At 64.5% G+C, this 24,684-nt stretch carries 26 protein-coding genes; 1 reads left to right on the top strand and 25 read right to left on the bottom strand.

What is annotated here, in order from left to right:
- Positions 1 to 117 precede the first annotated feature (117 nt).
- The 6 genes from treZ to glmS are packed head-to-tail and all read right to left on the bottom strand — an operon-like array spanning position 118 to position 10,278.
- Positions 118 to 1,869 (bottom strand): malto-oligosyltrehalose trehalohydrolase, encoded by a 1,752-nt coding sequence (treZ, locus tag AC5RVB_RS12420; protein WP_494142832.1) that lies wholly within the window; start codon positions 1,867 to 1,869, stop codon positions 118 to 120.
- Complete coding sequence (treY, locus tag AC5RVB_RS12415; protein WP_494142831.1) at positions 1,866 to 4,199, bottom strand: malto-oligosyltrehalose synthase; 2,334 nt, start codon at positions 4,197 to 4,199, stop codon at positions 1,866 to 1,868. Before treY ends, treZ begins: the two co-directional genes overlap by 4 nt.
- Positions 4,196 to 6,388, bottom strand: coding sequence for a glycogen debranching protein GlgX (glgX, locus tag AC5RVB_RS12410; protein ID WP_227903807.1), 2,193 nt, complete (start codon positions 6,386 to 6,388; stop codon positions 4,196 to 4,198). Before glgX ends, treY begins: the two co-directional genes overlap by 4 nt.
- 48 nt (positions 6,389 to 6,436) lie before the next feature.
- A complete protein-coding gene (locus AC5RVB_RS12405; protein WP_494142830.1) occupies positions 6,437 to 7,996 on the bottom strand; it encodes an NAD(P)H-hydrate epimerase in 1,560 nt (519 codons plus the stop codon).
- Between the two features lie 10 nt (positions 7,997 to 8,006).
- Positions 8,007 to 8,357, bottom strand: a complete 351-nt coding sequence (locus AC5RVB_RS12400) for a holo-ACP synthase (RefSeq protein WP_227903810.1) — start codon at positions 8,355 to 8,357, stop codon at positions 8,007 to 8,009.
- A gap of 13 nt (positions 8,358 to 8,370) precedes the next feature.
- The gene (gene glmS, locus AC5RVB_RS12395) at positions 8,371 to 10,278 is read right to left on the bottom strand and encodes a glutamine--fructose-6-phosphate transaminase (isomerizing) (protein ID WP_494142829.1); all 1,908 of its coding nucleotides are present in this window, start codon (positions 10,276 to 10,278) and stop codon (positions 8,371 to 8,373) included.
- A 187-nt stretch (positions 10,279 to 10,465) separates the two neighbouring features.
- Between glmS and coaA the strand changes: the two genes are divergently transcribed.
- On the top strand, positions 10,466 to 11,383 hold the full coding sequence (coaA, locus tag AC5RVB_RS12390; RefSeq protein ID WP_341482220.1) for a type I pantothenate kinase: 918 nt from the start codon (positions 10,466 to 10,468) through the stop codon (positions 11,381 to 11,383).
- Positions 11,384 to 11,395: 12 nt separating this feature from the next.
- On the opposite strand, the gene glmM is transcribed toward coaA, so the two are convergent.
- The 19 genes from glmM to rpsH all read right to left on the bottom strand — a co-directional run bounded on the left by glmM (position 11,396) and on the right by rpsH (position 24,675).
- Entirely contained in the window at positions 11,396 to 12,766 is a 1,371-nt protein-coding gene (glmM, locus tag AC5RVB_RS12385; RefSeq protein ID WP_227928794.1) for a phosphoglucosamine mutase, read from the bottom strand.
- A 369-nt stretch (positions 12,767 to 13,135) separates the two neighbouring features.
- Positions 13,136 to 13,633 carry a 30S ribosomal protein S9 gene (gene rpsI / locus AC5RVB_RS12380; RefSeq protein WP_227903822.1) on the bottom strand — a complete coding sequence of 166 codons (498 nt, stop codon included), beginning with the start codon at positions 13,631 to 13,633 and terminating at the stop codon, positions 13,136 to 13,138.
- A 39-nt stretch (positions 13,634 to 13,672) separates the two neighbouring features.
- Positions 13,673 to 14,116 (bottom strand): 50S ribosomal protein L13, encoded by a 444-nt coding sequence (rplM, locus tag AC5RVB_RS12375; RefSeq protein WP_146361130.1) that lies wholly within the window; start codon positions 14,114 to 14,116, stop codon positions 13,673 to 13,675.
- A 330-nt stretch (positions 14,117 to 14,446) separates the two neighbouring features.
- Positions 14,447 to 15,376 (bottom strand): tRNA pseudouridine synthase A, encoded by a 930-nt coding sequence (locus AC5RVB_RS12370; RefSeq protein WP_494142828.1) that lies wholly within the window; start codon positions 15,374 to 15,376, stop codon positions 14,447 to 14,449.
- A gap of 38 nt (positions 15,377 to 15,414) precedes the next feature.
- Entirely contained in the window at positions 15,415 to 15,960 is a 546-nt protein-coding gene (rplQ, locus tag AC5RVB_RS12365; protein WP_227903824.1) for a 50S ribosomal protein L17, read from the bottom strand.
- A gap of 65 nt (positions 15,961 to 16,025) precedes the next feature.
- Complete coding sequence (locus tag AC5RVB_RS12360; protein WP_227903826.1) at positions 16,026 to 17,036, bottom strand: DNA-directed RNA polymerase subunit alpha; 1,011 nt, start codon at positions 17,034 to 17,036, stop codon at positions 16,026 to 16,028.
- Between the two features lie 178 nt (positions 17,037 to 17,214).
- Positions 17,215 to 17,616, bottom strand: a complete 402-nt coding sequence (gene rpsK, locus AC5RVB_RS12355; RefSeq protein WP_049829160.1) for a 30S ribosomal protein S11 — start codon at positions 17,614 to 17,616, stop codon at positions 17,215 to 17,217.
- A 66-nt stretch (positions 17,617 to 17,682) separates the two neighbouring features.
- A complete protein-coding gene (rpsM, locus tag AC5RVB_RS12350) occupies positions 17,683 to 18,060 on the bottom strand; it encodes a 30S ribosomal protein S13 (RefSeq protein WP_227903828.1) in 378 nt (125 codons plus the stop codon).
- A 201-nt stretch (positions 18,061 to 18,261) separates the two neighbouring features.
- Entirely contained in the window at positions 18,262 to 18,375 is a 114-nt protein-coding gene (rpmJ, locus tag AC5RVB_RS12345) for a 50S ribosomal protein L36 (RefSeq protein ID WP_012397712.1), read from the bottom strand.
- 84 nt (positions 18,376 to 18,459) lie between these two features.
- Entirely contained in the window at positions 18,460 to 18,681 is a 222-nt protein-coding gene (gene infA, locus AC5RVB_RS12340; RefSeq protein WP_055239372.1) for a translation initiation factor IF-1, read from the bottom strand.
- Between the two features lie 297 nt (positions 18,682 to 18,978).
- Positions 18,979 to 19,803: a type I methionyl aminopeptidase gene (gene map / locus AC5RVB_RS12335; RefSeq protein WP_227903830.1), complete on the bottom strand. Its 825-nt coding sequence runs from the start codon at positions 19,801 to 19,803 to the stop codon at positions 18,979 to 18,981.
- A gap of 29 nt (positions 19,804 to 19,832) precedes the next feature.
- Entirely contained in the window at positions 19,833 to 20,405 is a 573-nt protein-coding gene (locus AC5RVB_RS12330) for an adenylate kinase (RefSeq protein WP_227903832.1), read from the bottom strand.
- A complete protein-coding gene (gene secY, locus AC5RVB_RS12325) occupies positions 20,402 to 21,712 on the bottom strand; it encodes a preprotein translocase subunit SecY (protein WP_227903834.1) in 1,311 nt (436 codons plus the stop codon). The genes AC5RVB_RS12330 and secY overlap by 4 nt, the downstream gene beginning before the upstream one ends.
- Before the next feature lie 247 nt (positions 21,713 to 21,959).
- Positions 21,960 to 22,415: a 50S ribosomal protein L15 gene (gene rplO, locus AC5RVB_RS12320; protein ID WP_227903836.1), complete on the bottom strand. Its 456-nt coding sequence runs from the start codon at positions 22,413 to 22,415 to the stop codon at positions 21,960 to 21,962.
- 1 nt (position 22,416) lies between these two features.
- Complete coding sequence (rpmD, locus tag AC5RVB_RS12315; RefSeq protein WP_227903837.1) at positions 22,417 to 22,629, bottom strand: 50S ribosomal protein L30; 213 nt, start codon at positions 22,627 to 22,629, stop codon at positions 22,417 to 22,419.
- On the bottom strand, positions 22,629 to 23,306 hold the full coding sequence (gene rpsE / locus AC5RVB_RS12310) for a 30S ribosomal protein S5 (protein ID WP_227903839.1): 678 nt from the start codon (positions 23,304 to 23,306) through the stop codon (positions 22,629 to 22,631). The genes rpmD and rpsE overlap by 1 nt, the downstream gene beginning before the upstream one ends.
- Positions 23,307 to 23,335: 29 nt before the next feature.
- Complete coding sequence (gene rplR, locus AC5RVB_RS12305) at positions 23,336 to 23,719, bottom strand: 50S ribosomal protein L18 (protein ID WP_227903841.1); 384 nt, start codon at positions 23,717 to 23,719, stop codon at positions 23,336 to 23,338.
- 2 nt (positions 23,720 to 23,721) lie between these two features.
- Positions 23,722 to 24,258 (bottom strand): 50S ribosomal protein L6, encoded by a 537-nt coding sequence (gene rplF, locus AC5RVB_RS12300; RefSeq protein WP_227903842.1) that lies wholly within the window; start codon positions 24,256 to 24,258, stop codon positions 23,722 to 23,724.
- Between the two features lie 18 nt (positions 24,259 to 24,276).
- Positions 24,277 to 24,675, bottom strand: a complete 399-nt coding sequence (gene rpsH / locus AC5RVB_RS12295; protein ID WP_227903844.1) for a 30S ribosomal protein S8 — start codon at positions 24,673 to 24,675, stop codon at positions 24,277 to 24,279.
- Positions 24,676 to 24,684: the final 9 nt, after the last annotated feature.

The raw sequence follows: 24,684 nt of genomic DNA, 5'->3' as shown, positions 1-24,684 counted from the left end.
CACCCGCCCGGGCACACCGCAGGAGCCCGATACGGCAAAGACCGGCGGCGCAGGGCTTTTGCCCCGCACCGCCGGCCCCACGGATCCGGTGTAGTGCGCCGGTGCCCGGCAGGCCCGTCAGTTCCCTGCTGCGCCCAGCACCGCAGCGCCGTAGCCGGGCAGCTGCAGTGCGTCGCCGTAAAGCTCCGACGGGCCCGTCTCAAGCAGGACCTGCGCTGCTGTACCCAGGGGAACCGGAACTTCCCGCGCCGTATCGGCGAAGTTCAGCGCCACGGCGGTGTCTCCGCGCCGGAACACCAGCCAGCGTCCCACCTCGTCGAAGTCCACACTCGTAGCGTCCATATCCGGGTCGGTCAGGTCCGGACGGTTTCGGCGCAGGTCCAGGAGTTGCCGGTACAACCCCAGCAGCCGGCCGTGGCCATCACTTTCAGCTTCGGACCAGTCCAGCTTCGAATTGGCGAAGGTCTGCGGGTCCTGCGGATTCGGTACCGTGTCCGGATCCCATCCCATCCGTTCGAATTCCCGCAGCCGTCCTTCCGCCGTCGCCTTGCCCAGCTCAGGTTCCGGATGCGAGGTAAAGAACTGCCAGGGAGTGGACGCCCCGAATTCCTCGCCCATAAAGATCATGGGCGTAAACGGCGACGTCAGGTTCAGCACGGCCGCCAGCGCCAGCTGCGGATAGTCCAGGCTCGCGCTGAGCCGGTCCCCTGCCGCCCGGTTGCCGATCTGATCATGGTTCTGGGTGCAGACCACCAGCTGCCGGGCGGACACCCGGTCCTTGTCGATGGGCCGTCCGTGGGTTCGTCCGCGGAAGGATGAAAAGGTGCCGTTGTGGAAGAAGCCTTCCTGCAGCACCTTCGCCAGGGCTTCGACGGAATCGAAGTCCTCGTAGTAGCCCCCGTTTTCCCCGGTGAGGTTGGTGTGCGCGGCATGATGGAAGTCATCTGACCACTGCCCGGCCAGGCCGTAGCCGTTCACGTTCCGCGGCGTGATCAGCCGGGGGTTGTTCAGGTCGGATTCGGCAATCAGGAACAGCGGTTTGCCGAGTGTTTCCGCGCACTCATCGGTGGCGGCAGCAATCTCTTCGAGGATGTGCACCGCCCGTTCGTCGTGCAGTGCGTGGACGGCGTCCAGGCGCAGCCCGTCCACGTGGTAGTCGCGGAACCACATCAGCACGTTCTCCACGATGTACTCGCGAACGGTGTCCGACAGCGGTCCGTCCAGGTTCACCGAATCCCCCCAGGTGTTGGCTTTCCCTTCCGTGAGGTAGGGGCCGAACATGGGCAGGTAGTTGCCGCTGGGACCAAGGTGGTTATAGACCACGTCCTGGATAACGCCCAGGCCCGCCCGGTGCGCGGCGTCGACAAAGCGCTGGTAGGCCTCGGGCCCGCCGTAGGTTTCCTGCACGGAATACCACAGCACGCCGTCGTAGCCCCAGTTGTGTGTCCCGTTGAAGGAGTTCACCGGAAGCAGCTCCACGTACCGCACGCCCAGCTCCGCCAGGTAGCCCAGCCGCTCGATGGCTGCATCCAGGGTTCCCTCGGGGGTGAAGGTGCCAACATGCATCTCGTAGATGGCCCCGCCGTCGAGCCCCGGAGACACCCAGTCCCCGTCCTGCCAGTCGAAGAGCTCCGGGTCAAACGTCCGGGACAGCTCATGCACGCCCGCCGGCTGCCGGCGGGAGCGCGGATCAGGCACCGGAGTCCCGGCGTCGTCAATGAGATAGCCGTAGTCAATGTCCTCGAGCAGCTCGGCATGCTGGGCGTGCCACCAGCCGTTCTCACCCCGGCTCATGGACAGGCGGCGCCCGTCCGCCAGCAGGGTCATGGTGTTGGCTTTGGGAGCCCACACATCGAAGTTCGTCCTCACTCGCCGTCCTCCCGAACCAGCAGCGCCACCGGGTAGCTGCCGAACAGATCTGCGACGGCCACCCGGCCGTCGCTTGTATGGGTAGTTCCCGTAATGACGTCGCGGTAGGTTCCCGCGGGCAGCAACACACCGGTTTCCTGCCAGCCGCCCTGCACCTGCAGCCCCACCGGGAGGCGGGTCACCAGGGTCACTGCTCCGCCGCGGTCAAAACCGAAAAGGTGCCCGGCTGCCGGGCCCTCCGCTGTGACGGGAACGTAGCCGCTGAAGAGCTCGGGCCGGCCGCGCTTGAGCTGGAGCGCGCGGGTGGTGATCAGCAGTTTTGCCGCTGCGTCCTCATCAACTTCCGGAGCTCCGGTTCCGGCGAACGACGCCGCCACGTCCCGGCGGCGCTGGAAGTCCACCTCGCGCCGGTTGTCCGGGTCCACGAGGGACCGGTCCCAGAATTCCGTGCCCTGGTAGACATCCGGAACGCCGGGCATGGTCAGTTGCAGCAGCTTGGCCGAGAGCGAGTTGGAGTATCCCGCGGTGCGGATCCGCTCCACCAGGGAGGTAACCAGGGTGTTCACCTCGGCGTCGTCAAACGCGGCGTCGATCGCGGCGTGCATCCGGGCTTCGAACGCTGCGTCGGGGGCCGTCCAGGTGGTGCTGGCAGATGCCTCGCGTGAGGCTTTTTCCGCGTACGCATGTGCACGGTCCCGGCTGAGCGGCCAGGCGCCGATGACGGCCTGCCAGAGCAGGTTCGCCATCGGCTCGTCACCCATGGGTGCCAGTGCCTGCAGTTTCCCGAAGGCGGCTGCCCACTCGCCGGGGATTTCCGAGAGAACGGAAATCCGGGCGCGGGTGTCTTCGCTGCGCTTGGTGTCATGCGTGGTCAGGGCCGTCATGGCGGCGGGCTGTTCCAGCTGCCGCCGAAGCAGCCTGGCATGCAGCTCAAACGGCGTGACGGCGAAGTGCGCCGGATCGGCACCCACTTCGTTCAGGGAGGTCAGGCGTGAGTAGCGGTAGAACGCGGTGTCCTCCACCCCTTTCGCCATCACCATCCCGGAGGTCTGCTGGAACCGGACCGCGAGTTCTCCGAGGTCAGCCAGCGGGACAGTGGACGTCTCCCCTGCCGGCAGCGGGTTCAGCAGCCGGTGCAGGATGTGCAGGGCACCGGCAAGGTCCGGCCGACGAACAGTCGCGGCAACCACGGCGTCCGTGAGGTATTCACTCCCCTCGGGCAGGTAGCTGCGGTAGACCGGGAAGCAGGCCAGCAGCTCCGCCAGGGCGTCCGCTGCGGTTGCCGGATCCAGTCCTGAGTCCGCGGGCAGGAGCCGCACCAGCCGCTGCACCTCCGAGTTCAGCAGCTGGTCCGCGATGCCGCGCTTGGTGCCGTGGATCATGTCGGCGTAGGGCTCGGTAGGCACGAGCGCGGTGAGTGTCTCCTCGCCGGCCGGGTCGGTGAAGAGACGGTCGACGTCGGCGAGCGCGTCGTAGCCTGTGGTGCCTTCGGTTTCCCAGTCCCGGGGCAGGGACTCTCCCGGTTCCAGAATCTTTTCAACCAGGATGTAGGCGCCGCCGGTAATTTCCCGCAGCCGGGCGAGGTAGCCCTTGGGGTCTGCGAGTCCGTCCGGGTGGTCGATCCGCAGTCCGTCCACGAGCGACTCGTCGAACCACCGTCGGATCTCGGCGTGGGCCTCGTCGAACACCCACGGCTCCTCCACGCGGATGCCTGCCAGGGTGTTGACGCCGAAGAACCGGCGGTAGTTCAGCTCGCTGTCGGCCCGCCGCCAGTTCACCAGTTCATAGTGCTGACGTGCGTGGACCTCCTGTGCCGAATCCCCGTCCCGCACCGTGCCGGGAGCCACCGGGTAGCGGTTCTCGTAGTAGTGCAACTCACCGTTGACCAGCTTGAGCTGCTCCAGTTCGTTGTCGCCGTCGCCCAGGACGGGAAGGCGCAGCTTTCCGCCACCCGCTTCCCAGTCAATGTCGAAGGCCTCCGCGTACCGGGAGCCGCGGCCGTGTTCGAGTACCGACCACCACCACTTGTTCCGGGCAGGCGTGGCGACGCCCATGTGGTTGGGCACAATGTCCACCAGCACCCCCATCCCGGCTGCGTGGGCGGCCTCCGACAGTGCCTTGAGCCCGTCAGCTCCGCCCCTGGCCGGATCGACACCGGAGGGGTCAACCACGTCGTAGCCGTGGTCGGAGCCCTCCTCCGCTGTCAGGATCGGCGAGAGGTAGACCCAGTCCACGCCGAGGTCCGCCAGGTACGGGACCAGGGCGGCGGCGTCGTGGAGGGTGAACGACGGGCGGATCTGCAGGCGGTACGTGGACAGCGGGGTCCTCATTCGGCCGTCCCGGGGTTCTGCTGTGCCTTCGACCCGGCCAGCGCCGCGAGCGAAGCGGCCACGGAGTGGTCGTGTTCCTCTTCTTCGGCATGGGCCCGCAGCACCGCCATGGATTTGGCAGCCACACTCAGCTGGCTGTCCGCCGGTACCGGGTCCGCATCCGCATATTCACCTGCAGTGTCAATGACTACATCCCACATGGGGGCGTACTCCTTGGCCGGGACTGTGACCTTCACGGCCTCGTCGTGCGCGTTGAAGTAGAGCAGGAAATTCGCGTCGGTGATCCGCTGTCCGCGGGCGTCCTTGCCGCGGATTCCCTGCCCGTTGAGGAACACGCCCAGGGACCGGCTGACCGGGGTGTCCCAGTCATCCGGAGACATGGGGGTGCCGTCCTCGGTGAGCCAGACGATGTCCGGCAGCGCTTCGCCCTCGCCTCGCCGCACGGGCCGTCCGTCGAAGAAGCGGCGCCGGCGGAACGTGGGATGTTCGGCGCGCAGCGTGTTGACCGCAGCAGTGAACTCCATGAGCGGGGTGTCCATGGAATCCCAGTTGATCCAGCTCAGCTCGGAGTCCTGGGCATAGGTGTTGTTGTTGCCCTGCTGGGTCCGGCCCAGCTCGTCGCCGTGCGCGATCATGGGCACGCCCTGGGAGAGCAGCAGCGTGGCAAGGAAGTTTCTCTGCTGCCGGGCGCGCAGGGAGAGCACGTTGGGATCATCGGTGGGTCCCTCGGCTCCACAGTTCCAGGACCGGTTGTGGGACTCGCCGTCGTTGTTGTCCTCACCGTTGGCTTCGTTGTGTTTCTCGTTGTAGGACACCAGGTCATGCAGCGTGAAACCGTCGTGGGCGGTAACGAAGTTGATGGAGGCAACGGGCCGGCGGGCCGAGGACTCGTAGAGGTCGGCGGACCCGGTGATGCGGGAGGCGAATTCGCCAAGGGTGGATGGCTCGCCGCGCCAGAAGTCGCGGACCGTGTCGCGGTACTTGCCGTTCCACTCGGTCCACTGGGGCGGGAAGTTGCCCACCTGGTAGCCGCCGGGTCCGATGTCCCAGGGCTCGGCAATCAGCTTTACCTGGGAAACTACCGGGTCCTGCTGCACCAGTTCGAAGAACGTGGACAGCTTGTCCACATCGTAGAACTCGCGGGCCAGAGTGGAGGCGAGGTCGAAGCGGAAACCGTCAACGTGCATTTCCGTCACCCAGTAACGCAGCGAGTCCATGATCAGCTGCAGGGAGTGCGGGTTGCCGACATTCAGCGAGTTGCCGGTGCCGGTGTAGTCCATGTAGTACCGCTTGTCATCGTCCACCAGACGGTAGTAGGACGCGTTGTCGATACCGCGGAAGGAGAGGGTGGGGCCCAGGTGGTTGCCCTCGGCCGTGTGGTTGTAAACCACGTCCAGAATCACTTCGATGCCCGCAAGGTGCAGTGCGCGCACCATTGCCTTGAATTCCTGGACCTGCTGCCCGTGGTCGCCCGTGGCGCTGTAGACGTTGTGCGGTGCGAAGAAGCCGATGGTGTTGTAACCCCAGTAGTTGGACAGCCCCTTCTCCTGCAGGGTCGAGTCATTCACGAACTGGTGGACCGGCATAAGTTCAATCGCGGTGATGCCCAGTTTCTGCAGATGGGCGATCACCGAGGGGTGTGCGACGCCGGCGTACGTGCCGCGCTGCTCTTCCGGAACGTCGGGGTGCAGTTCCGTCAGGCCCTTGACGTGGGCCTCGTAGATCACTGACTGGTGGTACGGGGTCTTGGGCTTCCGGTCCCCGTCCCAGTCGAAGAACGGGTTGATCACCACGCCCATCATCATGTGCGGTGCCGAATCCTCGTCATTGCGTGAGTTTTCGTCACCGAAGTTGTAGCCAAACAGCGCCTGGTCCCAGTCGATTTCCCCGGCCACGGCCTTGGCATACGGGTCCAGCAGCAGCTTGTTGGGGTTGCACCGGTTCCCGTTCTCGGGATCATTCGGTCCGTCGACACGGAACCCGTATTTCTGCCCCGGCATAACCTGCGGCAGGTAACAGTGCCAGACGTATCCATCCACCTCGCTCAGGCGGATCTGTTCCTCATTGCCGTCCTCATCGAACAGACACAGCGTTACGGAGTCCGCCACTTCGCTGTAGAGCGCGAAGTTAGTGCCGTTTCCGTCGTAGGTTGCACCCAGCGGATAGGCATCTCCCGGCCAAACTTCCATGTAGAGCTCCTGACTAGTTCAGTGACAACACCAAATTGATATGTCTGCTTACTTTTCTACCCCAGACTTGGAGCTTACTTGAATTCCCGGCCCCGGATGGGCGGTGAATTCCGCGACAAGCGATCGGATCTGCGGGTCAAGGCGGGATGGGGCCACCGGGCCGGCGGCTGCTGCGAGGCTGCCGGCCCGGCCGTGCAGGCTCGCAGCCGCTGCGGCCAGACGGGCGTAATGACCGGGTCCGCGCCGGTCCGCAGGCGTGCGGTCCGTGGCGAGCAGGGCGCCAAGGATGCCCGAGAGCGTGTCGCCGCTGCCCGCCGTCGCCAGCCACGGTGTTGCCTCGGCCTGGCTGTACAGCTCTCCGGTGGGCGCCGCTGCCAGCGTGGCCCAGCCCTTGAGCAGGACGGTGGCACCGGTGCGTTGGGCAGCGAGCCGGGCAAAGCGGACCGGGTCGCCCTCAATATCTGTGCGTGAGATATCCTCCCCCATGCTCCGGAGCAGGGCGGTGAGTTCCCCGGCGTGCGGGGTCAGCACGACGGCGGGATGAAGTCCCGGACCCGCGGCGCCCACCGCGTCGGCGTCGATCACTGCGGGCAGGCCCGAAGCCATGGCGTCCACGGCGCGGCGACGCTGCTCTTCGTCATCCCCGGCCCCCGGCCCGGCAAGCCAGGCCTGGACATGGGTTCCGGTGACCGTGCCGGTGCTGCACACAGCTTCCGGATGGGCCAGGTTGATCAGCCGGGCCACACCCTCCGGGCCCAGATAGCGGACCATTCCGACGCCGGTCGCCAGGGCTGCGCCGGTGGCCATCAGTGCCGCGCCGGGGTAAGCGGAGGAACCTGCGGCGATGCCAAGGACACCGCGGCTGTATTTGTGGTCAGCCCGGCCCGGGACCGGCAGGATACGGGCCAGCTCCGCCTCCTGCAGCCGGTAGGCGTCCGGGGTGCCAAGGTGGTCGCCGAGGCCGATGTCGATGCAATGGATGGATCCGGCGGCCACGGCGCCGGGTCCGGCCAGGAGCCCGGTTTTGACCGCGCCAAAGGTCACTGTCATATCCGCGTGCAGGCAGGTTCCCGGCATTCGCCCGGTGTCTGCGTCCACACCGCTGGGCAGGTCGCAGGCAATTACCAGCGGGCCGGCACCCCGCTCCCGTGCGGCGTTGAGCTCTTCGGCAAGCGCCCGGACCGGGCTCCGCAGTCCGCCGGATCCCCCGGTGCCCAGCACCCCGTCCAGCACCGCGTCCGCCGCCAAACACGCTGCCGCACACTCTGCGGCGTTTACTTCGGTCAGCTCCCGGACCCTACCACCCTGCGTGCGGAAGGCCGCCAGTGCCTCCGGATGCGCTGCCGGCGCGGTGAGCACGGCTTCTGCCGCTACTCCGCGCGCGGCCAGCCGGGCGGCTGCGTAGAGGGCATCGCCTCCATTGTTACCGCTGCCGGCCAGCACCACGAGGCGGGCGCCGTAGAGCCGTCCCCTGCGGGTTTTGAGGGCGGACGCAGCAGCAGCGTGCAGCCCGTAGGCTGCACGCTGCATAAGTTCTGCTCCGCGCCCCTCCGCAAGCAGCGGGGCCTCGGCACGGCGGACGGCGGTTCCGGTATAGGCACTGATCATGCGCTACACCTTAGCCCTCGGCGACGACCATTGCTGTAGCTACATCCCCGTCATGGCTGAGGGACAGGTGCCAGACCTGCACGCCCTTCCCGGCGGCCACGGCCGCTACCGTTCCATCGATCTGCAGCTGCGGCGCTCCGGCGGGATCCAGCCGGACCTGGCAATCCTGCCAGTTCATTCCCGCAGGGGCTCCCAGGGCCTTGGCCACGGCTTCCTTGGCAGCAAACCGCGCTGCAAGGGAGCGCAGGTTCAGTTCCCGTTCCGCCGGGGCGAACAGGCGCGCCCGCAGGCCGGGGGTGCGTTCCAGCTGCCGCCCGAAGCGCGGTACGTCCACTACATCGACGCCGATCCCGATGATCATCTGCGGCCGCTTCCTACTCGACCGTGACGGACTTGGCGAGGTTGCGCGGCTGGTCCACATCAAAGCCCTTGGCCGTGGCCAGTTCACAGGCGAAGATCTGCAGCGGCACGGTGGTCAGCAGCGGCGCCAGCAGCGGCGGCGTTTCCGGCACGTAGAAGATGTGCTCGGCGTAGGCCTTTACGGCGTCGTCGCCCTCTTCGGCAATAACGATCGTCTTGGCGCCGCGGGCACGGATCTCCTGGATGTTGGAAACCACCTTGGCGTGCAGCGAATCCCGACCGCGCGGTGAGGGGACCACCACGAACACGGGCTGGCCTTCCTCGATCAGGGCGATCGGGCCGTGCTTCAGCTCGCCGGCGGCGAATCCTTCAGCGTGGATGTACGCCAGTTCCTTCAGCTTCAGCGCACCTTCCATCGCTACCGGGAAGCCGACGTGGCGTCCCAGGAAGAGCACCGAGCCGGTCTCCGACATCAGCTGCGCCAGTTCCTTGATCTGTCCCGAGTTATCCAGCACCTGCTGGATCTTGTCCGGTACCTTGGACAGGTCCGCCAGGATGTCCTTGATCTCGCCCTGGAACTTGTTGCCCCGGATCTGTGCCAGGTAAAGGCCCAGCAGGTAGGCGGCAGTGATCTGCGCCAGGAAGGCCTTGGTCGAGGCAACGGCGATTTCCGGTCCGGCGTGGGTGTAGAGCACCGCGTCCGCTTCGCGCGGAATGGTGGAGCCGTTGGTGTTGCAGATGGCCAGCACCTTGGCACCCTGCTCCTTGGCGTAACGCACCGCCATGAGGGTGTCCATGGTCTCGCCCGACTGGGAGATGGCCACGATGAGCGTGTTCGCGTCCACGATGGGGTCCCGGTAACGGAACTCGTGGCTGAGCTCGACCTCGACCGGCAGGCGGCACCAGTGCTCAATGGCGTACTTGGCTACCTGGCCGGCGTAGGCGGAGGTACCGCAGGCCAGCACCATGATCTTGTTGATGGATTTCAGTTCCTCGGGGCTGACCCGAAGCTCGTCCAGGGTCAGGCGTCCGTCAGCGTCGGAGCGGCCCAGCAGGGTATCCCCCACGGCCTGGGGCTGGTCGTTGATTTCCTTCTCCATGAAGGAGTCATAGCCGCCCTTTTCGGCTGCCGCGGCGTCCCAGTTCACGTGGAACTCGGTGCCTTCGGCCGGCGTGCCGAAGAAGTCGGTGATCTCCACGGAATCGGGGGTGATGGTCACCACCTGGTCCTGGCCCAGCTCCACGGCCCGGCGGGTGAAGTCGATGAAGCCGGAGACGTCGGAACCCAGGAAGTTCTCGCCCTCGCCCAGACCGACGACGAGCGGGGAGTTGCGCCGTGCCGCCACCACGGTGCCGGGGGAATCGTTGTGCACGGCAAGGAGGGTGAAGGCACCCTCAAGCTGCTGGCAGGCAAGCTGCATGGAGCGGGCCAGGTCTCCGGCGCCTTCGCCGCGGTAGATCGAGCCCAGCAGGGCGGCGGCAACCTCGGTGTCGGTTTCAGAGACGAAGACGGTGCCGGCGGCGAGCAGCTGCGTCTTCAGCTCGGCGAAGTTTTCGATGATGCCGTTGTGGATCACGGCAAGGCGGCCGTTGTCCGCCAGGTGGGGGTGCGCATTTTCGTCGGTAGGTCCGCCGTGGGTGGCCCAGCGGGTGTGGCCGATGCCGGTGGAGGCGGCCGGAAGCGGCGTGGCTTCCAGTTCGGCTGTCAGGTTGGCCAGTTTTCCGGACTTCTTGCGGACCTGGATGCCTTCGGGGGTCAGGACGGCGACACCGGCGGAGTCGTATCCGCGGTATTCCAGGCGCCGGAGACCTTCCATCACGACGTCGAGGGCGCCGTGGCTCCCGGCCAGTCCGGATTCTGCTGCGGCTTCAACGCTTGCGGCGGCGCCGGGGCGGCCTGCATATCCAATAATTCCACACATACCACTAAGCGTACCGGCCAGCGGCCCGGCTTACCGAAATCTGCCTGCCGGCGGCGGTGCCGCGCCGCGCTCTGCGCGGGCACACCGTTTGGGATTGCCGCCGCTACAGGGCAGAATTCCTAGGGTGTCAGAACGCCATACGAAGTCCTCCGGAGCCCAGTCGCCTGAGAGCAGCTTCACGCCTTTTGTGGAGCTCGACCGGAAGACCTGGTCGCGGCTCTCCCATGAGATCCGTTCTCCGCTCAACCAGGAGGACATCCTGCGGCTGCGCGGGCTCGGTGACCAGCTGAACCTGGACGAGATCCGGGAGGTCTATCTGCCGCTGTCGCGGCTGCTAAACCTGTATGTCGCCGCAGCAGGCCGCCTGCACAGCGCCACCACCACGTTCCTGGGTGAGAAAACCACGCGTACCCCGTTTGTCATCGGTGTGGCCGGTTCCGTGGCGGTGGGCAAATCCACCACCGCACGTGTGCTGCGTGAGATGCTGCGCCGCTGGCCGGACACGCCCAATGTCGAACTGATTACCACTGACGGTTTCCTCTACCCCAACGCCGAACTCGAGCGCCGCGGGCTCATGCAGCGCAAAGGCTTCCCTGAGTCCTATGACCGGCGCCGGCTCCTGCGCTTTGTCAGCGAGGTGAAAAGCGGCGCCGAGGAAGTCCGTGCTCCCCGGTACTCCCACCTCACCTACGACATTGTTCCGGGCGAGGAGATTGTGGTGCACCGCCCGGATGTGCTCATTGTCGAAGGGCTGAACGTCCTGGCACCGGCCCGCCCGCGCGCGGACGGGCGCTCCGGCCTGGCGCTGAGCGACTTCTTCGACTTTTCCATCTATGTGGACGCCCGGACCTCCTACATCGAGGAATGGTACGTCCAGCGGTTCCAGTCCCTGCGCAGCGGCGCCTTCGCTGATCCGGCGTCGTACTTCCACCGGTACGCCGATCTCACGGATGAGGAAGCCCGGGCCACTGCCCTGGACATCTGGAAACGCATCAATGAACCCAACCTGGTGACCAATGTCCTGCCCACGAGGGGCCGCGCCCAGCTGGTGCTGACCAAGGACGCGGACCACTCGGTGACGAGGATGCTGCTGCGCAAGACGTAGCAGCGGGCGGGATCAGACCGAAGCCCCTGCCTCAGCGTTGAGCGCCAGGTTTCCTTCCACGGCTGCGGCCAGCGTGCGGGCCGTGGATGCGGCCGTCTCCATGTCTGCGGCTTCTACCATCACCCGGACTACCGGTTCGGTGCCGGAGGGACGCAGCAGTACGCGGCCGGTTTCCCCCAGGGCTGCCTGTGCCTGTTCCACGGCCTGGCGGACCGGCTCGTTGGTCTGCACGCCGGCCTTGTCCACGCCCTTGACGTTGATGAGCACCTGCGGGAGTTTCTGCATGACACCCGAGAGCTGCTTCAGGGTGCTTCCGGTGCGGGCCACCTGTGCGGCCAGCTGGAGCCCGGTCAGCACGCCGTCGCCGGTGGTGGCGTATTCGGAGAAGATTACGTGTCCTGACTGTTCACCGCCGAGGCTGTAGCCGCCGGAGCGCATGCCTTCCAGGACGTAGCGGTCCCCCACCCCGGTTTCAATCAGGTTGATGCCCGCCTCCCGGAGGGCCAGCTTCAGCCCGAGGTTGCTCATCACGGTGGCTACGAGGGCGTTGTCCTTCAGCTTGCCGGCGTCCTTCATGGCTATCGCCATGATCGCCATGATCTGGTCACCGTCAACGACGTTGCCCTCGTGGTCCACGGCCAGGCAGCGGTCGGCGTCGCCGTCATGCGCAATGCCCAGGTCTGCGCCATGGGCCACCACGGCGGCCTGCAGTGCCTCCAGATGGGTCGAACCGTAGCCGTCATTGATGTTGATCCCGTCCGGTTCCGCACCAATGACCACTACCTCGGCCCCGGCGTCGGCGAATACCTGCGGGGAACAGCCGCTGGCCGCGCCGTGTGCACAGTCCAGGACTACCTTGAGCCCTTCGATGCGGTTGGGGAGGGTCTGCAGCAAATGCACCACGTACCGGTCTTCGGCGTCGGCAAAGCGGTGGATCCGTCCCACGTCGCTTCCGGTGGGCCGGAGGCCGGGGCGTGACATTTCGGCTTCGATCGCGTCTTCGACGGCGTCGTCGAGCTTCTGCCCGCCGCGTGCCAGGAACTTGATCCCGTTGTCCGGGGCAGCGTTGTGGGATGCGGAAATGACGACGCCGAAATCGGCGTCCAGGTCGGCTACGAGGAACGCAGCCGCCGGAGTGGGCAGGACGCCGGCGTCGAAGACGTCAACACCGGAACTGGCCAGGCCTGCTTCCATGGCCGCGGAAATGAAGTCTCCGCTGATCCTGGGGTCCCGTGCCACAACTGCGACCGGCCGGCGGCCGTTCTCCACGCGGTTGTGGCCCAGTACCACGGCGGCGGCCTGGGCAAGGCCGAGGGCGACTTCGGCGGTGATCAGCCCGTTGGCCAGTCCACGGACGCCGTCCGTTCCAAATAATCTTGTCATTGCGCATCCTCAAGCAGGTTGTGGCCACAGCGGAGTACCGCTAAACGGGCAACTTACTGGCCCATTCTGCCACCGCTTCCCCCGTCCCTCCGAAACGGGTGGGTCAAAACTATGCGGAGGGCAGCCAAATCGGCATCCGTGGGTGTGTCCAACGTGACGCTTACCGGGCCGCTTAACGCCAAAAAAGGCACCCGCCGAAGCGACTGCCTTTTTTGAACCAAGCACCGATCCGGCGCTTGTGAACCCAAGCGCCGAATTAGCGCTTGTGAACCCAAGCGCCGAATTAGCGCTTGTGGAGCCAAGCGCCAATTCAGCGCGAGGGGACCCGGTCCCGAACGCGCCAGCGGACGGGACCGGGGAAGCGCTGAATTAGCGCTTGGAGTACTGCGGAGCCTTGCGTGCCTTCTTGAGACCGGCCTTCTTGCGCTCGATGACGCGGGCGTCACGGGTCAGGAAGCCTGCCTTCTTCAGGGCGGGGCGGTTGTTCTCGCGGTCGATCTCGTTCAGCGAACGGGCGACACCGAGACGCAGTGCACCGGCCTGGCCGGAGGGGCCACCACCGTGGATGCGGGCGATGACGTCGTAGGCGCCTTCGAGTTCAAGAAGCTTGAACGGCTCGTTGACTTCCTGCTGGTGCAGCTTGTTCGGGAAGTAGTCTTCGAGCTCGCGGTCGTTGACGATCCACTTGCCGGTACCCGGAACAACGCGCACGCGGGCGATGGCCTGCTTGCGGCGGCCGACGGCGGAGCCGGCGACGGTCAGGGCGGGGCGTTCCTTGACTGCGGTCTGTGCCGAGTCAGAGGATTCCGAGGTGTAGCTGGTGAGCTCCTCGGTGTTTTCATTCAGCTCTTCAGTGTTCTGAGCCACGATTCTCCTTGAATTAATTCTTTAGTTGGCGGGCCAGAACTACTGGGCGACCTGGGTGATTTCGAAGGTCTTGGGCTGCTGCGCGGCGTGCGGGTGCTCTGCACCGCGGTACACCTTCAGCTTGCTGATCTGGTCAGCAGCCAGGGAGTTCTTGGGCAGCATGCCGCGGATGGCCTTCTCAACTGCGCGCACCGGGTTCTTCTCCAGCAGTTCGGCGTAGTTGACGGAGGACAGGCCGCCCGGGTAACCCGAGTGGCGGTAGGCACGCTTCTGTTCGAGCTTGGCGCCGGTGAGGGCAACCTTCTCAGCGTTGATGATGATGACGAAATCGCCCATGTCCATGTGGGGAGCAAAGGTCGGCTTGTGCTTTCCGCGCAGCAGTGTTGCGGTCTGGCTGGCAAGACGGCCTAGGACAACGTCGGTGGCGTCAATGACGTGCCACTGGCGGTTGATGTCGCCGGGCTTCGGGGTGTACGTACGCACGGTTTTTGCCTTCGTTTCTTCTTCTTAGGTGGCGCGCTGTCCATGGATGCCATGGTCAGTGCAGCTTCTCTATGCGTTACCGGATGGTCAGGTGAGGACTGAATTAACCAGTGGTCCTGAGATCTCGGCTATTTCCCCGGGGCCAGGTGGCTCTGCAACTGAGCCGCTCCCGTGGGCATAGGCCTATCGAGGTAGGACACGCACAACGACTATAAACAATAGCCTGCTTGCGGGGTCAGGTCAAAAGCTGTCGCAGCAGCTGTTCGTTTCAACAGCCGCGGGCACCGGTATTCGATTTGCCTTCATTTTATGCCGCGACGTTCCATCGCGCTATCCGCGGTGCGCCCGGGTGAGATCGGCACGGTCCTGCAGGCCGGCGTCGGCGGGATACCTGACCTCTTCCAGCACCAGAGGATGGGGCGGCGCAAGGATGGATTTGGAGTCCCGGATCATGGCCGCGAGCCGCTCGGCCAGCCACTGGGGCCGGCGCTCCCCCGCACCCACCAGCACTGACCCTCCCACCAGGGAACGCACCATGTTATGGCAGAAGGCGTCAGCCTGGATGTGGGTGGTGATGATGCCGTCGCTGCCTCTGGCAAAGCTGAACTCCTGCAGCTCCCTGATGGTGGTGGATCCGGTCCGTGGCTTGCAGTAGGACAGGAAGTCCCGGATGCCCAGCACACCCTCCGCCGCCTCGTTCATCCGGTCCGTGTCCAGCGGTGCCTTGTACCAGAGTGTGGTGTGACGGGAGAGCGGGTCGCGGGTTTCGGGCAGGTCGACTATGCGGTAACTGTAGCGCCGCCACAGGGCCGAGAACCGTGCATCGAAGCCGTCAGGGGCGGGAGCGGCCGAACGGATTTCAATGGCTCCCCCCAGGGCATCCACTACCCGCCGCTGGCGTCCTTCGCGTCGGCCGGGGGCGGTGAGTTCCTTGTTCAGCACCCCGTGCAGGCGGCGGCGCAGTGAAACCCCCGGGTCCAGGTCCCGGCCGCGGGCCAGTGCGTCCCATTCGGCCCGGGTGAGGTCAAAGTGCACCACCTGCCCGCGGGCATGGACGCCGGCGTCTGTCCGCCCGGCGACCGTGAGGCGGACCGGGCGGCGCAGCAGTACGGCCAGGGCGTCCTCCACCATCCCCTGCACAGTCAGCAGGCCGGGCTGGGCAGCCCAGCCGGAGAACGGTGCGCCGTCGTAGGCGAGGTCCATCCGGACGCGGAAAGGCCCGCCGTCCATTTCCGGGACAGCGGGCCTTTCAATAGTCATAGCACCCATATTAAGGGCACCGGGACGTCAGCGAAGAATTACTTCTTCTCTTCGGTCTCCACGACTGCCTCATCAGCGGAATCAGCTGATTCAGCGGAGTCGGCCGACTCTGCGGAGTCAGCGGAATCTGCCGAATCGGCGGAGTCAGCGGACTCTGCAACCGGAGCCGGTGCGGCTGCGGCAGCTGCGGTGTTGGCCTCGGCCACTACCGACTGCTTGGCAGACAGCGGTTCCAGGACCAGTTCGATGACGGCCATGGGGGCGTTGTCGCCCTTGCGGTTGCCGATCTTGGTGATACGGGTGTAACCGCCGTCGCGCTTCTCGACTGCCGGAGCAATGTCGGTGAAGAGCTCGTGAACGATGCCCTTGTCGGAGATCAGGGCGAGGACGCGGCGGCGGGAGGACAGGTCCCCGCGCTTGGCGAACGTGATCAGGCGCTCTGCGTAGGGACGCAGCCGCTTGGCCTTGGTCACCGTGGTGGTGATCTGCTTGTGCTCGAACAGCTGCGCGGCAAGGTTCGCCAGCATCAGGCGCTGGTGTGCCGGGCTGCCTCCGAGGCGCTTACCCTTGGTGGGTGTAGGCATTACTTTTTCTCCTCAAACGGTGCCGTGCGGTGCATCAAATGCCCGACGGCAAGAATTTGCTTCAGTTAGAGCTCGTCGTCCGAGTATTCGGACTCGTCCTCTTCAATAGCTGCGGCGTGGGCGGCCAGATCAAACCCGGGAGGGGAATCCTTCAGGGACAGACCCAGTTCAACCAGCTTTGCCTTCACCTCGTCGATGGACTTCGCACCGAAGTTACGGATGTCCATCAGGTCAGCCTCGGAGCGGGCTACGAGTTCACCCACCGTGTGGATGCCTTCGCGCTTGAGGCAGTTGTACGAACGCACAGTCAGCTCGAGGTCTTCGATCGGCAGGGCCATGTCGGCTGCCAGTGCGGCATCCGTGGGGCTCGGACCGATTTCGATACCTTCAGCGGCGGTGTTGAGTTCGCGTGCCAGGCCGAACAGCTCGACCAGGGTGGTGCCGGCAGACGCGACGGCGTCGCGCGGTGCAATGGCATCCTTGGTCTCGACGTCGACGATCAGGCGGTCGAAGTCGGTGCGCTGTTCAACACGGGTGGCCTCCACGCGGAAGGTCACCTTCAGGACCGGCGAGTAGATGGAGTCAACCGGAATACGGCCGATCTCCTGGTCACCGGACTTGTTCTGGCTGGCGGACACGTAGCCGCGGCCGCGCTCGATGGTCAGTTCGAGTTCGAACTTGCCCTTCGAGTTGAGCGTGGCGATGTGCAGGTCGGGGTTGTGGAACTCCACGCCGGCCGGCGGAGCGATGTCCGCAGCCGTAACCACGCCGGGGCCCTGCTTGCGCAGGTACGCCACAACGGGCTCGTCGTGCTCGGAGGAAACCGAGAGGTTCTTGACGTTCAGGATGATCTCAGTGACATCTTCCTTGACGCCGGGAACCGTCGTGAACTCGTGCAGCACGCCGTCAATCCGGATGCTGGTGACAGCAGCACCGGGAATGGAGGAGAGCAGGGTACGACGGAGGGAGTTACCAAGGGTGTAGCCGAAACCGGGCTCCAGCGGTTCAATGATGAACCGTGAGCGGTTGTCGGCTACGACTTCTTCAGTGAGGGTGGGGCGCTGTGCAATGAGCACTTGCATTTCCTTTCAGCGAGCATCCGCTATATGACGCAACACAAATGGTGGAAACGACGACGACGGGTCTTCCGCGGGCGTCTTGGACGGCTAACAGCCAGCCCGGGACCGGATCCCTCCGGCGGGCAGGCCACCGAAGTGGAGTGCCCGCCGGAGGGATCCGGAACCGCAGTGCTGCTTATACGCGGCGGCGCTTCGGGGGACGGCAGCCGTTGTGTGCGCTCGGGGTGACGTCCTGAATGGAGCCAACCTCCAGGCCGGTGGCCTGCAGCGAACGGATAGCGGTCTCGCGACCCGAGCCCGGACCCTTCACGAAGACGTCGACCTTGCGGACGCCGTGCTCCTGTGCGCGCTTGGCGGCAGCTTCAGCAGCCATCTGAGCAGCGAACGGGGTGGACTTGCGGGAGCCCTTGAAGCCAACCTCACCGGCGGAAGCCCATGAGATAACAGCACCGGACGGGTCCGTGATGGACACGATGGTGTTGTTGAAGGTGCTCTTGATATGCGCCTGGCCGAGCGCGATATTCTTCTTATCCTTGCGACGCGGTTTGCGGACCGCTCCACGAGTCTTGGGGGGCATTACTTCTCCTACAAAGAGTTTGGTTTAGGTGGCCCGGATTCGGGCCTTGGCCGTAGGACCGCTTATTTAGCGGCCGGCCTTCTTCTTACCGGCAACGGTACGCTTCGGGCCCTTGCGGGTACGAGCGTTGGTCTTCGTGCGCTGACCGTGGACGGGCATGCCGCGGCGGTGCCGGATGCCCTGGTAGCTGCCGATCTCGACCTTGCGGCGGATGTCGGCGGCCACCTCACGGCGGAGGTCACCCTCAACCTTGAAGTTGCCCTCGATGTAGTCACGCAGCTGAACGAGTTCAGCGTCGGTGAGGTCCTTGACGCGAGTTTCCGGGCTGATGCCGGTCTCCACAAGGGTCTGCTCTGCACGGGTCTTGCCCACGCCGTAGATGTAGGTAAGCGCAATCACTACCCGCTTTTCGCGGGGAATGTCAACGCCAGCGAGACGTGCCATATCGGCGGTTCTCCTTTGGTTATTACCGGAGGTCTGAAGCAGTGCGTCCCTGTTGCCAGGTCCCCGGCCTCCGTACCGGGGGTGTGCGTCACGCGTATTGACGCTGCACTGCCATATTCAATTAACTACGCGTGGGCTGTTCCCTGGTGTCAGGGGCCCTCTATCCGGTGCCCGTAAGGACCCCGGCGTTAGAGCGGCTGATTAGCCCTGGCGCTGCTTGTGGCGCGGGTTCTCGCAGATCACCATGACTCGACCGTTACGGCGAATCACCTTGCACTTATCGCAGATCTGCTTGACGCTCGGCTGGACCTTCATGGTTTTCCTTTGCGTGGTTGCAGGGTTGAGCTTCAACGGGCGGCCAACCGGCAGTGCCGGCTGGCTTTCCGTCTTTGCAGCGGTTTATTTGTAGCGGTAGACGATCCGACCCCGGGTGAGGTCGTACGGGCTAAGTTCCACTACAACGCGGTCTCCTGGGAGGATGCGAATGTAGTGTTGACGCATCTTTCCCGAGATGTGTGCGAGCACAATGTGGCCGTTGGCCAGCTCAACGCGGAACATCGCGTTGGGCAGGGCTTCGTTGACCGAGCCCTCGATCTCAATGACGCCGTCTTTCTTGGCCATATCCTCCGCTAACGTCTGTGTCCCCGGCTAAGACCGGAAACGGTTTTCGATTGTGGCTTTCCCTGCCGTATCCGCCCGCCGATCCCGGGGCACAAGCCATCGAGATCGGTCAATCAGGGCACAAACGTAGAGACAACCAACAGATAACTCTACGGGAAGAGGCCGCATAAGTTAAATCGCTGCCGCTGTCCAGTTTCCCAGGTACCGTTTTGCACCGCAGCTGCAATGGCGGAAAAGACTGCAGGCCCCGCTCCCCAAAGGGAACGGAGCCTGCAGTCCTTGTCCGGTATCCGGCTGCTAGGGAATCGGGACCGGTGTGACACCGAGCGGTTCGAGCCGGGAGGCCCCGCCGTCCGGAGCCGTCAGCACCCAGATTCCCTTTTCATGGATGGCCACCGAGTGCTCCCACTGGCTGGACCGGCTGCCGTCAACCGTGATGACCGTCCAGTCATCCTCAAGGGTTTTGGTTTCGATCCCGCCACGCACGAGCATGGGCTCAATGGCCAGGCACAGCCCGGGCCGCAGCTTCGGTCCGCGATGGCTGGTGCGGTAGTTCAGGACGTCCGGCGCCTGGTGCATTTCGGTTCCGATGCCGTGTCCGACATAGTCCTCGAGGATGCCCAGCCGCTTGCCCGGCACGGAGCTGACATAGTCATCAACCGCCGCACCGATATCGCCCACGAATTTACCCTTGGCTGCGGCGGCAATACCGTGCCACATGGCGTTTTCGGTGACATCCGAGAGACGCTGGTCCTCGGGGTCGGGCGTGCCCACGATCACCGTGCGTGCCGAGTCCGAATGCCAGCCGCGGACTACTGCGCCCCCGTCAATGGAAATGATGTCGCCCTCCTGCAGCACCCGGTCCCCCGGGATGCCGTGGACAACTTCCTCATTCACCGAAGTGCAGACCGTTGCGGGGTAGTCGTAATAGCCAAGGAAATTGGAGGTGGCTCCGGCTTCCTTCAGCACCCCGGCGAAAACCGCGTCGATTTCCCGCGTGCTGACTCCTACCTCTGCGGATTTCACGGCCGCGTCGAGTGCGGAGATCAGCACCAGGCCGGCTTCGCGCATGATGCGCATCTGCTCGTTGGTTTTGTATTGGATTCGAGGCTGGCCGAACATGTGTCTTCTAACTTTCTGGCGGATAACTTTTAGCGCAGGTCCTTCAGTGCTTCCATCACGCGCTCGGTGACTTCGTCGATGCCGCCCAGTCCGTCGACGCGGGTCACGATGCCGCGGTCCTCATAGCGGGAGACGACGTCGGCCGTCTGCTGCTTGTAGAGGTCCAGCCGGTGCCGGATGACGTCTTCGGTGTCGTCGCTGCGGCCCTCGAGTTCGGCGCGCTTGAGCAGGCGGGCAACCAGTTCGTCGTCGTCGGCGGTGAGCAGCAGCACGGCGTCGAGCTTCTGGCCCTTGCCGGCCAGGATGTCGTCGAGTTCATCGACCTGTGCCACGGTGCGCGGGTAGCCGTCCAGCAGGAAGCCGGGCTCGACGTCGTTGTCCTGCAGCCGGCTGCGGACCATGCTGTTGGTAACGCTGTCCGGAACAAAGTTGCCGGCATCGATGTACTTCTTGGCCTCCACGCCCAGGGGCGTGAGTTCCTTGACGTTGGAGCGGAAGATGTCGCCGGTCGATATTGCCGTGACGCCGAGGCGCTCCGAAATGCGGGCGGCCTGAGTTCCTTTACCGGCACCGGGAGGCCCGATAATGAGCATTCTTGTCATCGCAATAACCCTTCGTAGTGACGTTGCTGGAGCTGTGCGTCAATCTGTTTGACCGTTTCCAGTCCCACACCAACCATGATGAGGATTGACGTTCCGCCGAACGGGAAGTTCTGGTTAGCTCCAACCAACACCAGAGCAATCAGCGGGATCAGGGCGACGAAGCCCAGGTACAGGGCGCCGGGCAGCGTGATCCGTGAGAGCACATACTGCAGGTATTCGGCGGTGGGGCGGCCGGCCCGGATGCCGGGAATGAAGCCGCCGTACTTCTTCATGTTCTCCGAGACCTCGTCCGGGTTGAACGTGATGGAGACGTAGAAGTAGGTGAAGAAGACGATCAGGAGGAAGTACACCAGCATGTACAGCGGGTGGTCTCCGCTGACCAGGTAGTTGTTGATCCAGACCACCCATTCCGGCGGCGTGCCGGTGGCGGGGGTATTGAACTGGGCCAGCAGGCTGGGCAGGTACAGCATGGAGGAAGCGAAGATCACGGGAATCACGCCTGCCATGTTCACCTTGATCGGGATGTAGGTGTTCGTCCCGCCGACGGTGCGCCGGCCGACCATGCGCTTGGCATACTGCACGGGCACGCGCCGCTGCGACTGTTCCACGAAGATCACCAGTGTCACGGTGAGGACACCCACGGCAAGGACGGCCAGGAAGATGGTCCAGCCCTGTGCGGTGAGGATGGCGCCGAGGGCGCTGGGGAAGGAAGCGGCGATGGAGGTGAAGATGAGCAGCGACATGCCGTTGCCCACGCCCTTCTCCGTGACCAGTTCCCCCATCCACATGATCACGCCGGTGCCGGCGGTCAGGGTGATGATGAGCAGGAGGATGGTGACCAGGCTGTCATCGGGGATGACGGGCAGCGCGCACTGGTTGTTGAACAGTGCCCCGGAGCGGGCCAGGGAGACCACTGTGGTGGCGTTGAGCAGGCCAAGCGCAATGGTGAGGTAGCGCGTGTACTGCGTGAGCTTGGACTGGCCCTGCGCTCCTTCTTCATGGAGTGCCTGGAAGTGCGGGATCACCACGCGCAGCAGCTGGACGATGATGCTGGCCGTAATGTACGGCATGATGCCCAGGGCAAAGATGGAAACCTGCAGCAGGGCGCCGCCGCTGAAAAGATTGACGAATTCGTATATGCCACCCGAAGTGGCACCCAGAGCCAAGCACTGCTGCACATTGCCGTAGTCAACACCCGGGGCCGGGATAAAAGCACCCATGCGGAAGATAGTGATGATACCCAGCGTAAACAACAGCTTGCGTCGCAGGTCTGGCGTCCGGAAAGCCCGGCCAATAGCGCTAAGCAAGCGTCCTCCTGAAGTTTGAAAGTCCCATGCGGACTTGTGACAGAAACAGAGTCTAGCCGCTCGGACCCCGTACTGCGTTAACGGCGTACGGGCGGCGGTAGTTGCGTTAAACGAAACTGAACTCCTGCCAGACCGTTCTATCGGTCCGCCAGGAGTTCAGTCACTTCACACGGGGAGTCGCACGCCCCTCCCCCGCCGTCCGCTCAGGGCGTCCGGCGGGGAAAGGAGGCTGATCCGCCACAAGGTTCTAGACCTCGGTGGTGGATCCGCCCGCTGCGGCGATCTTCTCAGCTGCGCTGGCGGAGAAGGCGTTGGCCTGCACATCAACCTTGACGGTGATGTCGCCGGATCCAAGAACCTTCACGGGCTGGTTCTTGCGAACCGCACCCTTGGCAACCAGTGCTTCGATGGTCACGGCGCCGCCTTCGGGGAACAGCTCCGAGATCTTGTCCAGGTTTACAACCTGGAACTCGACCCGGAACGGGTTCTTGAAGCCGCGCAGCTTCGGCAGGCGCATGTGCAGCGGAAGCTGCCCGCCTGCGAAACCGGCCTTGACCTGGTAGCGGGCAGCCGTACCCTTGGTACCGCGGCCTGCCGTCTTACCCTTGGAACCTTCACCGCGGCCTACGCGGGTCTTGGCCGTCTTGGCACCGGGTGCCGGACGCAGGTGATGAACCTTCAGAGCTTTGTTATCTTCGGGCATGTTACTTCGCCTCCTCAACCTTCACGAGGTGCGGAACCGTGTTGATCATGCCAACGGTCACTGCATCGGCAGTACGGACGACGGAGTCGCCGATGTGCTTCAGGCCCAGTGAACGCAGCGTGTCGCGCTGATTCTGCTTACCACCGATGGTGGACTTAATCTGAGTGATTTCCAGCCGTGCCGAGCTAACGGCAACGTTCTTCGGAGTCGACATCAGGCACCTGCCTTCTGCATGTTGCGGAGCATCGCGGCGGGAACGACCTCGTCGAGCGGAAGACCGCGGCGTGCAGCCACAGCCTGGGGCTCTTCGAGACGCTTCAGCGCATCCACCGTGGCGTGCACGATGTTGATGGCGTTGGAGGACCCGAGCGACTTGGACAGCACGTCGTGGATACCGGCGCATTCGAGGATGGCACGAACCGGACCGCCGGCGATAACGCCGGTACCGGGGGAAGCCGGACGCAGCAGGACAACGCCTGCAGCTGCTTCACCCTGGACGAGGTGCGGAACGGTTCCACCGATGCGGGGAACGCGGAAGAAGGACTTCTTGGCTTCTTCAACGGCCTTCGCGATAGCGGAGGGAACTTCCTTTGCCTTGCCGTAGCCAACGCCGACCATGCCGTTGCCGTCACCGACAACTACGAGGGCGGTGAAGCTGAAGCGACGGCCACCCTTGACCACCTTGGCAACACGGTTGATGGTAACGACGCGTTCAATGAACTTGTCCTTATCATCGTTGCGTCCGCCATCGCGGCCACCGCGGCCACCGCGTTCGCCGCGGCCTCCACGGTCGGAGCGCTGCTCGCCGCGACGTCCGCCGCGGCGGTCGTCGGTACCGGTGGCTGCGGCTTCCTTGGTCTCAGTTGCCTCAGCAGCTGTAGCTTCAGTCACCTGATTTTCCTTTTCCTTGTTTACCTCGGTCACAGTGCCAGCCCACCTTCACGTGCGCCGTCTGCAACTGCAGCAATACGGCCGTGGTAGCGGTTGCCGCCGCGGTCAAAGACAACGGCTTCGACGCCGGCGGCCTTGGACCGCTCAGCGACGAGTTCGCCGACGCGCTTGGCCTTGGCAGTCTTGTCGCCGTCCAGTGCACGCAGATCCGCTTCCATGGTGGAGGCGGATGCCACGGTTACGCCGCGGGTGTCATCGACAACCTGGACGAATACGTGGCGGGAGGAGCGGTTGACCACGAGGCGCGGACGAGCCGTGGTCCCGGAAATCCGCTTGCGGATACGCAGCTGGCGACGGCTGCGGAGGGCAGCCTTGCTCTTGCTGTTTCGCTTCTTATTGATGCTGATGGCCATGGTTACTTACCAGCCTTTCCGACCTTGCGGCGGACAATCTCGCCGGCGTAACGAATACCCTTGCCCTTGTAGGGGTCGGGCTTACGCAGCTTGCGGATGTTGGCGGAAACCTCGCCCACCTGCTGCTTGTCGATACCGGACACGGTGACCTTCGTCGGGCCGACCACGGTAAGCGTGATGCCTTCCGGGGCGGTGACGGGGACCGGGTGGCTGTAGCCCAGGGCGAACTCGAGGTCCGCTCCCTTGGCGACAACGCGGTAACCGGTACCAACGATTTCCAGATCCTTCTTGTAGCCTTCGGTCACACCGGTGATCATGTTGCTGATCAGGGTGCGGGTCAGGCCGTGGAGGGAGCGGGATTCACGCTCGTCGTTCGGGCGGGTAACGGTAATGATGCCGTCTTCCAGGGAAGCCGTGATCGGGCTGGGCACAGTGTGGCTCAGCTCGCCCTTGGCGCCCTTGACGGACACAACGTTTCCGTTGATGGCGATATCTACTCCGGCAGGAACCGGGATGGGCAGACGTCCAATACGTGACATTTTTCTTTCCCTTCCCTGCTACCAGACGTAGGCGAGGACTTCCCCACCTACACCCTTCTTGGCGGCCTGGCGGTCGGTCAGGAGACCTGACGACGTCGACAGGATTGCGATACCCAGACCACCGAGCACGCGCGGCAGGTTGGTGGACTTTGCGTAAACGCGCAGACCGGGCTTGGAGATGCGGCGAACGCCGGCGATGGAACGCTCGCGGTTCGGACCGAACTTGAGGTCCAGGGTCAGCTTCTTGCCGACCTCGGCTTCTTCTTCCTTCCAGCCGGCGATGTAGCCTTCGGCCTTCAGGATGTCAGCAACGCGCGCCTTGAGCTTGCTGTAGGGCATAGACACGGAGTCGTGGTATGCCGAGTTTGCATTGCGCAGACGCGTGAGCATATCTGCGACAGGATCTGTCATTGTCATTTGGGCTCT

The sequence above is a fragment of the Arthrobacter sp. Y3225209 genome (assembly GCF_059090685.1).
The sequence above is the reverse complement of the archived record's forward strand: the minus strand, read 5'-3'. Positions and strand labels throughout refer to the sequence as shown.